The organism is Lysobacter helvus, assembly GCF_018406645.1.
Classification (GTDB): domain Bacteria; phylum Pseudomonadota; class Gammaproteobacteria; order Xanthomonadales; family Xanthomonadaceae; genus Noviluteimonas; species Noviluteimonas caseinilytica.
Genome location: NZ_AP024546.1, coordinates 538,778 through 551,698 on the forward strand (window position 1 = coordinate 538,778; position 12,921 = coordinate 551,698).

Annotated in this window: 16 protein-coding genes; 10 read left to right on the top strand and 6 right to left on the bottom strand. The window is 69.8% G+C overall.

Annotated elements, in window-relative coordinates:
• Positions 1–28: 28 nt before the first annotated feature.
• Positions 29–580: a putative Fe-S cluster assembly protein SufT gene (gene sufT, locus LYSHEL_RS02765; RefSeq protein WP_213435503.1), complete on the bottom strand. Its 552-nt coding sequence runs from the start codon at positions 578–580 to the stop codon at positions 29–31.
• 111 nt (positions 581–691) lie between these two features.
• On the opposite strand from sufT, the gene LYSHEL_RS02770 reads away from it, so the two are divergent.
• Positions 692–1,114 (top strand): hypothetical protein, encoded by a 423-nt coding sequence (locus LYSHEL_RS02770; RefSeq protein WP_213435504.1) that lies wholly within the window; start codon positions 692–694, stop codon positions 1,112–1,114.
• A gap of 4 nt (positions 1,115–1,118) precedes the next feature.
• Here the strand turns inward: LYSHEL_RS02770 and pdxR are convergent, their stop codons facing one another.
• A complete protein-coding gene (gene pdxR, locus LYSHEL_RS02775; protein WP_213435505.1) occupies positions 1,119–2,561 on the bottom strand; it encodes a MocR-like pyridoxine biosynthesis transcription factor PdxR in 1,443 nt (480 codons plus the stop codon).
• 104 nt (positions 2,562–2,665) lie between these two features.
• On the opposite strand from pdxR, the gene LYSHEL_RS02780 reads away from it, so the two are divergent.
• From LYSHEL_RS02780 to LYSHEL_RS02790, 3 genes are all read left to right on the top strand, one after another.
• Positions 2,666–3,172, top strand: coding sequence for a hypothetical protein (locus LYSHEL_RS02780; protein ID WP_213435506.1), 507 nt, complete (start codon positions 2,666–2,668; stop codon positions 3,170–3,172).
• Positions 3,173–3,276: 104 nt separating this feature from the next.
• Positions 3,277–3,747, top strand: coding sequence for a hypothetical protein (locus tag LYSHEL_RS02785; protein WP_213435507.1), 471 nt, complete (start codon positions 3,277–3,279; stop codon positions 3,745–3,747).
• Between the two features lie 82 nt (positions 3,748–3,829).
• Positions 3,830–4,312: a hypothetical protein gene (locus tag LYSHEL_RS02790; RefSeq protein ID WP_213435508.1), complete on the top strand. Its 483-nt coding sequence runs from the start codon at positions 3,830–3,832 to the stop codon at positions 4,310–4,312.
• A 6-nt stretch (positions 4,313–4,318) separates the two neighbouring features.
• Here the strand turns inward: LYSHEL_RS02790 and LYSHEL_RS02795 are convergent, their stop codons facing one another.
• Positions 4,319–5,719, bottom strand: coding sequence for an NAD(P)(+) transhydrogenase (Re/Si-specific) subunit beta (locus LYSHEL_RS02795; RefSeq protein ID WP_213435509.1), 1,401 nt, complete (start codon positions 5,717–5,719; stop codon positions 4,319–4,321).
• Positions 5,716–6,015: an NAD(P) transhydrogenase subunit alpha part 2 gene (locus tag LYSHEL_RS02800; RefSeq protein WP_213435510.1), complete on the bottom strand. Its 300-nt coding sequence runs from the start codon at positions 6,013–6,015 to the stop codon at positions 5,716–5,718. The genes LYSHEL_RS02795 and LYSHEL_RS02800 overlap by 4 nt, the downstream gene beginning before the upstream one ends.
• 130 nt (positions 6,016–6,145) lie before the next feature.
• On the opposite strand from LYSHEL_RS02800, the gene LYSHEL_RS02805 reads away from it, so the two are divergent.
• The 4 genes from LYSHEL_RS02805 to LYSHEL_RS02820 all read left to right on the top strand — a co-directional run bounded on the left by LYSHEL_RS02805 (position 6,146) and on the right by LYSHEL_RS02820 (position 7,952).
• Positions 6,146–6,490, top strand: coding sequence for a hypothetical protein (locus LYSHEL_RS02805; protein WP_213435511.1), 345 nt, complete (start codon positions 6,146–6,148; stop codon positions 6,488–6,490).
• Between the two features lie 72 nt (positions 6,491–6,562).
• Complete coding sequence (locus tag LYSHEL_RS02810) at positions 6,563–7,111, top strand: RNA polymerase sigma factor (protein ID WP_244858714.1); 549 nt, start codon at positions 6,563–6,565, stop codon at positions 7,109–7,111.
• Positions 7,108–7,479, top strand: a complete 372-nt coding sequence (locus LYSHEL_RS02815; protein ID WP_244858640.1) for a hypothetical protein — start codon at positions 7,108–7,110, stop codon at positions 7,477–7,479. The genes LYSHEL_RS02810 and LYSHEL_RS02815 overlap by 4 nt, the downstream gene beginning before the upstream one ends.
• A complete protein-coding gene (locus LYSHEL_RS02820; protein ID WP_407075153.1) occupies positions 7,479–7,952 on the top strand; it encodes a DUF3106 domain-containing protein in 474 nt (157 codons plus the stop codon). Before LYSHEL_RS02815 ends, LYSHEL_RS02820 begins: the two co-directional genes overlap by 1 nt.
• Before the next feature lie 3 nt (positions 7,953–7,955).
• On the opposite strand, the gene LYSHEL_RS02825 is transcribed toward LYSHEL_RS02820, so the two are convergent.
• Both LYSHEL_RS02825 and LYSHEL_RS02830 read right to left on the bottom strand, forming a co-directional pair.
• Positions 7,956–9,053, bottom strand: a complete 1,098-nt coding sequence (locus LYSHEL_RS02825; protein WP_213435513.1) for an NAD(P) transhydrogenase subunit alpha — start codon at positions 9,051–9,053, stop codon at positions 7,956–7,958.
• 84 nt (positions 9,054–9,137) lie between these two features.
• Positions 9,138–11,303, bottom strand: coding sequence for a DUF1631 family protein (locus LYSHEL_RS02830; RefSeq protein WP_213435514.1), 2,166 nt, complete (start codon positions 11,301–11,303; stop codon positions 9,138–9,140).
• Positions 11,304–11,403: 100 nt separating this feature from the next.
• Between LYSHEL_RS02830 and LYSHEL_RS02835 the strand changes: the two genes are divergently transcribed.
• Together LYSHEL_RS02835 and LYSHEL_RS02840 are read left to right on the top strand one after the other, a co-directional pair.
• Positions 11,404–11,997 (top strand): nitroreductase family protein, encoded by a 594-nt coding sequence (locus tag LYSHEL_RS02835; protein ID WP_213435515.1) that lies wholly within the window; start codon positions 11,404–11,406, stop codon positions 11,995–11,997.
• Positions 11,994–12,920 carry a 5'-3' exonuclease gene (locus LYSHEL_RS02840; protein ID WP_213435516.1) on the top strand — a complete coding sequence of 309 codons (927 nt, stop codon included), beginning with the start codon at positions 11,994–11,996 and terminating at the stop codon, positions 12,918–12,920. Before LYSHEL_RS02835 ends, LYSHEL_RS02840 begins: the two co-directional genes overlap by 4 nt.
• Position 12,921 lies beyond the last annotated feature (1 nt).

The window sequence follows — 12,921 nt, forward strand, 5'->3', positions numbered from 1 at the left end:
GGATGCCCCGCCTGCGCGGGCATGACAGTCAGAGCATCCCGGTCTCGAGGCGCGCGGCCTCGGACATCATCATGCGATTCCACGGCGGGTCGAACACCAGTTCGACGTCGGCTTCCGTCACCGTCGGGATCATCTCGAGCTTGTTGCGCACGTCGTCCACGAGGATGTCGCCCATGCCGCATGCGGGTGCGGTGAGCGTCATCTTGACCTCGACTTCGCGCGTGCCGTCCTCGCGCGCCTTCACCGTGGCCTCGTACACCAGGCCCAGGTCCACGACGTTGATCGGGATCTCCGGGTCGAAGCACGTGCGCAACTGCTTCCACACCAGCTTCTCGACGTCTTCGTCCGACGCGCCGGCCGCGAGCTCCAGCGGCACGGGCGGCTCCTTGCCGATCGCGTCGGCATCCTTGCCCGCCACGCGGAAAAGATTTCCTTCGACGAACACGGTGTAGCTGCCGCCGAGCGCCTGGGTGATGTAGCCGATGCTGCCCGCGGGCAACGTGACTTCCTCGCCCTGTGGCACGAGGACCACGGCGCAATCGCGTTCGAAACGGACAGGTTCGCTGCTGCGGGAATACATGCCGGACACGTGGGGGTGCGCGGCGTTGCGCGCAAGGCCGTGCATTCTAGTGGCTGTCCGGCCGGTATGCTGTGCGCCCCGCTGAACCCGCCTGCCCCGGAGCCGGTCTGCATGTCGCAGGCGCAACACCCCGATCCCCGTCCGCTTCCCTGGTCCGCCCTCGCCCTCCTTGCCCTCGGCTGCAGCGGCCTCGCCGCGGCCTGGATCGTGGCGGCGCTGCTCACGGGTTCGCAATGCGCGTGGATGGCGCTGCTCGCGGCGCTCGATGCGGCGTGGCTGCTGCGCCTGGGCGGCGCGAGGCCGGGCGTGCCGCGCATGCTGGCCGGGGTCGTCGCGACGCTCCTGACCATCCTCCTCGCGCACTGGGGCATCGTCTCGGCGCACCTGGCCGGGATGCTGGGCATGGGCTTCATCGATACGGCGACGCGCCTCGGGCCTTCGCTGGCCTGGACCCTGACGATGCTCGCCAACCACACCGCCGACCTCGCCTTCCTCGCCGCAGGCGTGGTGCTTGCGGCGATCGCCTCGCGCTGATGCGTCAGCGATAGGCCTGGTCCAGCACGCGCGCGAACAACGGCAGCGCTTCGTTGATCTCGCTCACCGACAAGCCGCAGTAACCCATCAGCAGGCCCGCGCGATCCGGCGGCTGCAGGTAGTGCGGGCGGATCGAATACAACCCCAGGCCCAACTGGTGCGCATGCGCGAGCAGGCTGTCGAGGTCGGCGTGCGTCTTGTCGCGCAGCCACACCACCAGGTGCATGCCTGCGTGCGAATCGGCGATGTCGATGCGGCCCGCGCCGATTTCGCGCAGTCCATCCAGCAATGCCGCGCGCCGTTCCTGCAAGGTGCGCGTGCTGCGACGCAGGTGGCGTTCGAAGCCACCCTCGGTCATGAAGTGCGCGAGCGCCGCCTGCTCGATCGCCGAACTGCCGAAGTCCTGCGCCCATTTCGCAGTGACCAGATCCTGTTGCAGCGTCGCGGGCATCACGATGTAACCGAGGCGCAGCGACGGGAACAACGTTTTCGAGAACGTGCCGACGTACAGCACGCGCCCGTCGCGATCGAGGGAACGCAGCGCCGCGAGCGGCTTGCTGTCGTAGCGGAACTCGCCGTCGTAGTCGTCCTCGAGGATCCAGCTGTGGTGCTGGCGCGCGTACTGCAGCAGCTCGAGGCGCCGCGGCAGCGACATCACCGCGCCGCTCGGGAACTGGTGCGACGGGGTCACGCAGATCAATCGCGGTGACGCCGAGGGCAACTGGTCGACGCACAACCCATCCGTATCCACGCCCGTGCCCTGCACGCGCGCGCCGTGCATCTGCAGGATCTGGCGCAGCGCGAAGTACTGCGGTTCCTCGACCACCGCGAGTTCGCCTTCCTCCAGCAACACGCGCGCCGACAACGACACGGCCTGCTGCGTCCCGCTCACGATCAGCACGTCGTCGGGCGTGGCCTGCACGCCGCGGCGGCGCGCGAGGTAATCGCAGATCGCTTCGCGCAACGCGGGCAGGCCTTGCGGGTCGGGATAGTTGGGCGTGGTGTAGGCGGCGGCGCGGGCGAGTTCGCGCGCCCAGGCGGTGGTGAGCGCGGGATTGACCAGCGGTAGTCCGTACTGGAATGACCAGCGGATGCCCTGCACTTTCCGGCGCGTGCCGAGCGTGGCGAGGCTGTGGATTTCGCGCGAGCGGCGCGCGTACGCGGTCTGCGGTTCGGCGACCCGCGGCGGCGGATCGTTGGCGGCTTCGGCCAGCAGCGGCGCGGAGACATAACTGCCGGAGCCCACGCGCGCATCCATGAAGCCTTCGGCGCGCAATTGTTCGTACGCGGTCAGCACGGTGTTGCGCGACAGGCCGAGGTCGCGGGCCAGCGCGCGCGTCGGCGGCAAGCGGCTGCCTTCGCCCACGCGGCCGTTGGCCAGCGCGGACTTGAGCGCCCGGGTGAGCTGGGCATGGAGCGGACCGCGACCATCCAGTTGCAGGTGCATGGGCGACCTCCGACGGAATGGCACCATTCGGCCGTGCCAGTTTGGCCCTTGCCAGTGCCAATCTTCAGGGGCCAGATGAGGCCAATTCCGCGAGGAGCCCGGCCATGCACGCATTCACTGCCCTGGATTCGCCCCGTTCCGGCCTCCGCGCGCTGCCCCGGCTGGGATGGATCGCGCTCGGCGGCGTGGTGTTCGCGGCGGCGGACCTGGCGGTGGCGGCGCTGTTCTGGGGACTGCGCAACGGCATCCCCGCCATCCGCATTCCGCAGGCGATCGCGTCCTGGGTGCTCGGCAGCAACGCGGCGCACGCCGGCGGCATGGCGACGGCGATCGCGGGCTTTGCGTTGTATTGCGCGGTGATGGGCGTGATCGTCGACGGGTTCGTGCGCTTGCATGCGCGCAGTGCGCGCGTGCGCGCGTCGGGCTTCATCGGCGGTGCGCTGTATGGCATGGCCGCGTACGTGCTGCTGTTCCATGTGTGCGTGCCGCTGTTCACCGCGGTGCGCGAGACCGGTGCGACGCCGCTGTCGTGGTTGCTCGCTTGCGCGGCGACGTTCGCGGGCATCGGCATCGGCTGCGTCGGCATCGCGCGCGTGACCGCGTCGCGCTGATTGGTTCCGGGCGATTGCGTGCAGGTGGTGCTCGCGATGCGCGGCCGCCGGCAAGAGCATCCCGTCCACGCCGGCGATCCCACCGCCGGTTCCGGGAGTCCACCATGTCGCACGCTGCGTCGTTCCGCTCGCGCCTTGCCTGTGCATTCGCCGTATCCCTCCTCGCCAACGGCGCCGCGCACGCGGGCCAGTGCAAGGCCATCCATGCCGACCTCCTCGAGATGCGCGTGACCGAAGGCTGCAATGCCGGCGAGCCGTCGTGCTTCCTCGGCGTCGTCGACGGCAACCACGGCTTGCGCGGCACCACGCATTTCCGATCGGACAGTTTCCTCGGCTCGATCCCGACGTCGCCGGGTTCGACGCCCTACAGCGGCCCGTTCGAATACCGCCTCGGCACCGGCACGCTGCTGATGCGCGAGACGGGCGTGACCGTGCCGGGCGTGGTGGTCGCGCACCATCGCATCGTCGAAGGCACCGGCGAGTTCGCGGGCGCCACCGGCGACTTCTTCGTCAGCGGTACGCGCGAAGGCACCGTCATCACCACGAACATCACCGGGACGCTGTGCCTGCCATGAGCAAGCGCGGACCGGGGACGTTCGAACACCTCCCCAACGGGCGCACGTTCCCGGTCCGCCACCCACTTTCGACGAGGCTCCCATGACGACCCATGCTGCGACGTTCCGCGCTCCCCGCCTGCATTTCGGTCCCGTGCTGCTCGGCGGATTGCTCGTCGGCACGTTCGACCTGGTGTTCGCCTCCACGTGGTGGAAGATCGCGCACGACGTGCCGCCGATCCGCATCCTGCAATCGATCGGCTCGGGCCTGCTGGGGGAAGCGAGTTTCGAAGGCGGCGTGCGCAGCGCAACGATCGGCGGCGTGGCGCATTACTTCATCGCCACGTGCATGGTGCTGGCGTTCGCACTGGTGGCCACGCGCGTGCCCGCGCTGCTGCGCCGACCGATCGCGTGGGGCGTGCCCTACGGGTTGTTCCTGTACGGGCTGATGACCTACGTGGTCGTGCCGCTGTCGGCTGCGGCGCCGTCGAAGTCGGTGAACGTGCCGTGGGTGACGGCGAGCATCGTGGTGCACGTGCTCATCGGCGTGGCCTGCGCATTCATTGCGCGACGCGCGGTGCGCTAGCGGCCGTTAGTGGCCGCCACCGTCGAGTGCCTTCAGTTCGCTGACGAGCGCACTCGCCATCTCCGCACCGTCGCCGTACAACATGCGCGTGTTGTCGGCGTAGAACAGCGCATTCTCGATGCCAGCGAAACCCGTGCCCTTGCCGCGCTTGATCACGATGGTGTGCCTGGACTGGTCGACGTCCAGGATCGGCATGCCGTAGATCGGCGAGGCCGGGTCGGTCTTCGCGACCGGGTTGACCACGTCGTTCGCGCCGATCACCAATGACACGTCGGTGTTCGGGAATTCGGGGTTGATGTCGTCCATGTCCGCGATCAGGTCGTACGGCACGCCGGCTTCGGCAAGCAGCACGTTCATGTGGCCGGGCATGCGGCCCGCGACGGGATGGATCGCGAACTTCACCTTGACCCCGCGGGCGATCAGGCGCTGCGCGAGCTCCCAGATCTTGTGCTGCGCCTGCGCCACGGCCATGCCGTAGCCGGGCACGATCACCACGCGTTCGGCGTAGGCCATCATCGCGGCGACGTCGCCGGCTTCGATCGGCTTCTGCGCGCCGCTGATTTCCTGCGCGGTGCCGCCGCCACCGAAGTTGGAGAACAGCACGCCGGAAATCGGCCGGTTCATCGCCTTCGCCATCAGGCGCGTGAGCAGCATGCCCGCCGCGCCCACCATCGTGCCGGCCACGATCAGCGCGTTGTTGCCGAGCACGTAGCCCTCGAACGCCACCGCCATGCCGGTGAACGCGTTGTACAGCGAGATCACCACCGGCATGTCCGCGCCGCCGATGGGCAGCGTCATCAGCACGCCGAGCGCGAGCGCCACGACGAAGAACGCGACGATGATCGTCGTGTCGAGCGTGTACACCGCATACGCACCCAGCACCACCGCCGCCACCGCGACGAGCGCGTTGAAGACCTGCTGCGCGGGGAAGGTGTAGCGCTTGTCCATGCGCCCGTCGAGCTTGGCCCACGCGATGATCGAACCGGTGAGCGACACGGCGCCGATCAGCGCGCCGACGATCGCGAGCACCAGGTGCAGCATCGACGGCGGCTCGCCGCGATGCGCGCTGACGCGCAGCAATTCCACCGCGCCGATCGCCGCCGCCGACCCACCGCCCATGCCGTTGAACAGCGCGACCATCTGCGGCATGTCGGTGATCGCCACGCGCTTGCCCCACACCCACGCGCCCGCGGTGCCGATGACGAGCGCCACGATGATCAGGACGAAGTTGTGCAGGCCCGGCAGCAGGAACGTGGCCACGGTGGCGAGCACCATGCCGATGCCCGCCCACTGGATGCCGCTGCGCGCGGTGACCGGCGAGGCCATGCGTTGCAGGCCCAGCAGGAACAGCGCGGCGGCGACGAGATAGCTGAGCCCGGCGAGGGTCGTCGCGACGACGGGGCTCACTTGTTCGCCTCCGGCTTCCGGCTGGACTTGAACATGTCGAGCATGCGTTCGGTCACCACGTAGCCGCCGGCGGCATTGCCCGCCCCCAGCAATACCGCCAGGAAGCCGATGACCTTCTCCAGCGGGGTCTCCGCGGCGCCCAGCACCACGATCGCGCCGATCAGCACGATCCCGTGGATGAAGTTGGAGCCCGACATCAGCGGCGTGTGCAGGATCACCGGCACGCGGGAAATGATCACGTGCCCGGCGATCGCCGCGAGCACGAAGATGAAGGCAACCGCGAATCCGTCCGCCATGCGCCGTGCCCCTGTCCGAGTCGCGGCCATCATAACGATTGGTGAATCCGGCGCGCGCCCGGTCAACCATCGCGGCCGGGCCGCGTTCCCCTCCCCCGCAGGCGCCGTGCCTGCCCAACGGAGGGTCGTGATGAAACACCGGACCGCGCTTTCCTCGCTTGCCCTGTTGCTCCTCGGCCTCGCCCTGGCCGGTACCGCGGCCGCCGCCGACCGCGGCGATCGCGTCGAACACCGCATGGATCGCCGCGGCGACCGCATCGACCACCGCCTGGACCGCCGCGGCGCCCGCATCGAGCAGCGCTACGACCAGCGCGCCCGCTGGGCCGACGCGCATGGCCACGAACGCATGGCCGATCGCCTGGAGCACCGCGGCAATCGCATCGAACAGCGCCTGGACCGTCGCGGCGACCTCGCCGACGCCCGCTGGGACCGTCGCGGTGAACGCTTCGACCGGCGCTGGGATCGCCACCACTGACCGGCGGCTATGCTCCAGCGCGTGACCGACGATATCGACGAGCAAGCGGCCGCCCAGGCGGTCGCCAGCCTCCTGGCCCCGGAGACGGTGGACGGGCCGCGCACGCTCGATGCCTTCCTCGATGGCATCTCCGCGCGCGCGTTCCGCTTCGCCGAACTGGGCCTGCGGCATCGTGAAGACGCGCTCGACGCGGTGCAGGACGCGATGGTGAAGATGCTCGGCTACCGCGAGCGGCCCGCGTCGGAATGGACGCCGTTGTTCTGGAGCATCCTGCGCAGCCGCATCATCGATGCGCAGCGGCGGCGCACGTTCCGCCTGCGCTGGCTGCTCCCGCAGCCGGCGCGGGAAGACGCCGGGTTCGATTGGCTGGACGCCGCTGCGTCGGCGGATCCGGACACCGACCCGGCACGCAAGCACGAAAGCCGCGAGGCCTACACGCAGATCGCGGGTGCCTTGGCGGCCTTGCCCGCACGCCAGCGCGAAGCCTTCACGCTGCGGGTGCTCGAACAGCTCGACGTCGCGACGACCGCGCGCGTGATGGGCTGCAGCGAAGGATCGGTCAAGACACATTTGTTCCGCGCCCGCGAAGCGTTGCAGGCGCAACTGGAGGAATTCCGATGAGCACGCACGAAAACGAAAACGCCCGCGACGCCGCCTTCGATGCGGCGATGCGCGAAGCGCATGTCGCGTCGCTCGATCACCTGTCGCCGCGGGTGCGCGCACAACTGGTGCAGCGCCGCCGCACCGCGCTGGCCGGCAATGCGCGCAAGACGGCGCATCCGCTCCGCGCTGCCTGGCCCCTCGCCGCGGCCTTCGCGATCGGCGCGCTCGCGATCGGGCTGTCGGTCCGCACGCCGACACCCGCGCCCGCCACGGTCGCCGCCACGGCGCCGACGGATGCCGCCACCACGTACGACACCCTCGACGAAAACCCCGACCTCTACGTGTGGCTGGCGTCCGACGACGCCGCCTCGCTGGCCATGGAGTGATGACGATGCGCCACGCCCGATTCCTTTCGATGCATGCGCTGGCGATCGCGCTGTTCGTGTGCTGCGCGTCCGCGTTCGCGCAGGACAAGCCTGCGAAACCGGTGCCGACCGGACCCACGCCGCCTGCGTGGGAACAACTCAGCGCCGCCGAACGCGAGTTGCTGATCGCCCCGATCCGCGAACGCTGGAACGCCGAACCCGCCGCGCGCACGCGCATGCTCGAACACGCGAAGCGCTGGCAGACGATGACGCCGGAACAACGCAAGGCCGCGCACGACGGCATGCGCCGCTGGTCGCACCTCAATCCCGAACAGCGCGAACACGCGCGCGCCTTGTACGAGCGCATGCGCGAGATGGATCCCGACGCCCGCCGCGCCCTGCGCGAGCAATGGCGCACGATGACGCCCGAGCAGCGCGACGCCTGGCTGGAACAGCACCCGCCCGCGAATCCCGCCCCGCAACGCCCGCGCTGACGCTCAGGCCGGCGCGCGCTCCGGCCACACCGAGCGCGCCAGCAGCTCGTCGTTCCAGTCGAACGCGAGCGCGCCGTCCTTCAACAGCAACGACGCGAAGTTGTAGACGTTGCGCGCGTACATCTCGCTCGCGTGCAACGCACCCATGCTGGCGAGGTTCAAGGGGCCGGCAACAATGACGCCGCCGGCTTCGATCGTTTCGCCCGGTTGCGTGCGTTCGCAGTTGCCGCCGGTTTCCGCGGCCAGGTCCACGATCACGCTGCCCGGCTTCATGCCGTCCACCATCGCCGCGGTGACGATCTTCGGCGCGGGACGGCCCGGCACCGCAGCCGTGCACACCACGACATCGACGAGCTTGAGGTGTTCGGCGAGGCGGCGCTGTTGTTCCGCGCGTTCCTCGTCGGTGAGCTGGCGCGCGTAACCGCCCTCGCCCGCCGCGCTGACACCGAGGTCGAGGAACTTGCCGCCGAGCGATTCGATCTGTTCGCGCGTTTCGGGGCGGACGTCGAAGCCCTCGACCTGCGCGCCCAGGCGCTTGGCGGTCGCGATGGCTTGCAGGCCCGCGACGCCCGCACCGACGATCAACACGCGCGACGGGCGGATCGTGCCCGCGGCGGTGGTGAGCATCGGGAAGAACCGCGGCGCGAGTTGCGCGGCGATCAGCACGGCCTTGTAACCCGCCATGCCGGCCTGCGAACTCAACACGTCCATCGCCTGCGCGCGCGTGGTGCGCGGCAAACGTTCGAGCGGGAAGGCAACGAGTTGTCGCGCAACGATCGCGTCGCCACGCGCCGCATCGGCCTGCGGTTGCAGGATGCCGATGAGCACGCCGCCGGATTTGAGCCGCGCGATGCGTTCGGGCGACGGGGGTTGCACGCACAAGGCGATGTCGGCGTCGCCGACGGCCGCGTCCGCATCGTCGACGATGCGCGCGCCGGCATCGGCATAGGCGGAATCCGGGAAGCCGGCCCGCATGCCGGCATCGCGCTCGATGCGCACGTCGGCGCCGGCGGCGATGAATTTCTTGCAGGTTTCGGGCGTAAGCGCGACGCGCCGCTCGCCTGGTGCGGTTTCCCGCGCGATGCCGATCGCAACCGCCATGCCTTGCTCCTTGCCAGGGGGAATCGCGCCAGGGCCCGCGGGCCCGTGGCGCATCCTAGCGCGGCGCGGCGCCGGCCCGGGCGATCAGGCGCCGACGGCGCGACCCAGGCGCAGGCGCATCTGACGCATGGCTTCGTCGAACGGCGCCTGTTCGGTGCCGGCAACGAGGCGGCCTTCGGCGACCAGCGCGGCCAGTTGCTCGGCCGATGCGACCAGCACGCGCACGCCGCGGCGATTCACCAGCAGGAAGCGACCGCTGAGCGGGCTGATCCACGCGACCTTGGCGGCGACGTGTTCGCCCTGCGCATCCAGCAGGCGCAGCCATTCGCCGGGGGAGAGGTGCTTCATGCGATCGGCGATGGCCGGGTCGAAGTCGAGGCCGGCGTGGCCGCCGACGACGCGCAGCGGACCCTGGTCTTCTTCGTCCGCCACGACCTGCGGCGGGAGCTTGCGCAAGCCGCGGGGGAGGTCGGGCTGCGCGAGTGCGCGCACCAGGCCGGCGAGCCAGTCGTGCGCGCTGTTTTCGTCCAGGCCGCAGGCGACCAGGCATTCGGTGATCGCAGGCTGCAGCGCGATCAGGCGATCGGCCACCACCGCACCGCGCCCCTGCGCGGCCATGCCGTCGACGAGGATCAAGGCATCGGCGAGCGCGAGCACGTCGGCGTGCTTCGGCGATTCGCGCCCGTCGCGCAGCAACGTCTGCAGCAGGTGGTGCTGCCAGTGCTCGACGAGGAAATCGGCGACGGCCTGCGTGAGCGGCGTCTTCGACAGGCGCTGGTTGAGCGCGGCGCCGGCCTGCAGGCGCGCCTGCAGCAGGCGTTCCTTGCCGTGCACGGCTTCGGCGGCGCGCTTTTCCAGCACGTCGACGCGCTTGCGCTGTTGTTCGAGCAACGCTTCGAGTTCGTCGCTGGCCAGCGCGAAGATCTCGAGGTCTTCGTTGTAGTCGGCCACGATGCGCTGCGCGATGCCGGCGGCGCGTTCGAGCAGTTCGCGATCCTGCGGCGTGGAACCGTCGTTGCCTTCGCACGCTTCGGTGATGACGTCGAACAGGCGGCGCGCGGGATGGTCGCGGCGCAGGAACATGCCTTCGTCGGTCAGCGCGACCTTGACGTACGGCAACACCAGGCGCGCATACACGCGGCGTGCGCGATCGAGCATGGCGTGCGTCTGGAACAGCGATTCGAACAGCAGGCCGACGAGGTCGATCGCATCGTTCTCGGGGCCGGCGAGCTGCGTCTGGTCCGGATCAAGGCCCAGGCGGCGCGCGCCTTCGGTCAGTTGTTCGCGGATGGCGTCGGCCAGGCTGCCGGCGCCGGCCAGCGCGCGGGCATAGGGTTCCGGGCCATCGCGCTGCAGGAGCGAGGTGACGCTGATGACTTCCGCGGCGCGCAGGTCGCGGCGCGGCGCGGTCTGCGGACCGGGCGCGCGGCCTGCCGGCACGGGACGGGCGGGAATGGTGCCTTCTCTCCATGAATGCAACATCGTGCGCAACTCTCCGAAACGTTCCATCGCATCGATATCCGCCGCGATCTCGTCCGGCGGCGGCGGCGGCCGGGTGGAGTCGTCGGCGACCGCCTTCGCGGCCATGCCCGGGCCGGCCTTGAGGCCGTAACCGGCCGCGGCGAGCAGGGTGTTGATCCGGCCGTACAGATCGGCCAGCACGCGCGAGAGTTCGAGTTCGTACTGGCGGAACAGCAGCGGACGCAGGGTCTCGGGGAGTTCCGCGTCGTGGAAGGTGGCCAGGAACGCACCGGCCAGGCGCGTGGCGCTGATCGGGTTGGAACCGGCGCCCGTGCCGAGTTCCGCGGACAGGGCTTCCAGGCGGCCGTCGAGCATTTCGATCTGGCGCGCGTAGCGCTGGCCGATCGATTCGGCGAGCTTCTGGCCCGCGTAGTGGTAATCAAGCTGGCCTTCTTCCACCAGGCCCAGCGGCAGGTGGTTGGTGCCGCGGCTGCGCAGGTTACCGGGCAGCGCGCGGAAGTCGTCGAACCCCTGCGCGATCTGCTGCCGGTAGCGCATGACGAAGGCCGCGTTGCGCTGGCGCAGGTTGAGCAGCGCGATCTGGTCGCCCCGTCGCAGCTGCACCATCCCGGAGCGGCGCGCGGAGTCTTCGAGGGCGTCGGCGACGGGTGCGTACAATGCCCCGGGCACGCCGCCGAGCTGCTCGACGGACAGGCGCTTCATTTCTTCGAGCACGCCCGCGGGATTCGCGCGATCAGCGTGGCCCAGACCCACCGGATGTCCTGACATGTGTGACTCCCCGCGACGCCATGTGACCAAATACGACACTGAACGGCAGCATAGTGCCGCTGTATGTCAGTCAATCTTCCAAACTTCCGATCTGTGAACCATGTCCCGCTCTGACCCCACCCCGTCCGACGAACTGCATTTCTTGAACGCGCGACGGTCGGTGCCGGCCAAGCAATTGGGCGAACCTGCGCCGGACGAGGCCACGCAACTGCGCCTGCTGGCGGCCGCCGTGCGGGTGCCCGACCACGGCAAGCGGGTGCCCTTCCGCTTCATCCGCCTCCAGGGCGACGCCCGCCACGCGCTCGGCGAACGGCTGGTCGCACGCACCCAGGTGCGCGACCCCGAGGCCGGCGAAAGCGCGATCGAAAAGGACCGCAAGCGCTTCTCCCACGCGCCGCTGGTGTTCGTGGTCGTGGCGAAGCTGGGGCCCGACGAGAAGATCCCGGAAAGCGAACGCGCCAGTTGCGCCGCATGCGTGTGTTTCGCCTTGCTGCAGGCCGCGCAGGCGCTGGGGTTCGGCGCGCAGTGGCTGACGGGCTGGCCGGCCTACGATCCGGAGATCACCGCCCTGCTTGGCCTGGGCGAACACGAACACGTCGCCGGCTTCCTGCACGTGGGCACGCCGAAACTCGACGCACCGGAACGCGATCGCCCCGATCCGCGCGAATTGCTCACCGACTGGACCCCCGCATGAACGCACCGCTGCCCGTCGCCGCCCCGCTCTACCTGGTCGACGCCAGCCTGTACGTCTTCCGCGCGTGGCATTCGATGCCGAATGAATTCCACGACGGCGAAGGCTGGCCGACCAACGCCGTGCACGGCTTCGCGCGCTTCCTGCTCGAACTGCTCGAACGCGAACGCCCCAGGCACATCGCCATCGCCTTCGACGAAGCGCTCGACTCGTGCTTCCGCAACACGCTGTATCCGGCGTACAAGGCCAACCGCGACGCCGCGCCGGAAGAACTCCGCCGCCAGTTCGCGCACTGCAAGGCCTTGTGCAGCGCGCTGGGCCTGGCCGTGCTCGCGCACCAGGACTACGAAGCGGACGACCTGATCGGCACCGCGCTGCACCACGCGCGCGCCGCCGGCCATCGCGGCGTGATCGTGTCCGCCGACAAGGACCTGTCGCAGCTGCTCGCGGGCCTGGACGAACAATGGGACTACGCGCGCGGCCAGCGCTGGACCATGGGCGGCGTGAAAGCGCGCCACGGCGTCGAAGCGCACCAGATCGCCGATTACCTCGCGCTCACCGGCGATGCGGTCGACAACATCCCGGGCGTGCCCGGCGTCGGCAGCAAGACCGCCGCGATCCTGCTCGCGCATTTCGGTTCGCTCGATGCGTTGCTCGCGCGCGTGGACGAAGTGCAGTTCCTGCGCTTCCGCGGCGCCGCCACGGTGGCCACGAAATTGCGCGCCAACAAGGACCAGGCGCTGCTGTGGCGCCAGCTCACGACGATCGCCCTCGATGCGCCGATGGACCAGCGCGATTTCACGCGCGGTGCCGCCGACGCGACGGCGCTGGTGTCGCTGTGCGACAACCTGCGCTTCGGTCCGCTGACGCGCCGCCGGCTGCAGGAGGCCAGCGGCGTGCAGACGACGGCCACGGTCGCGGGCTAGC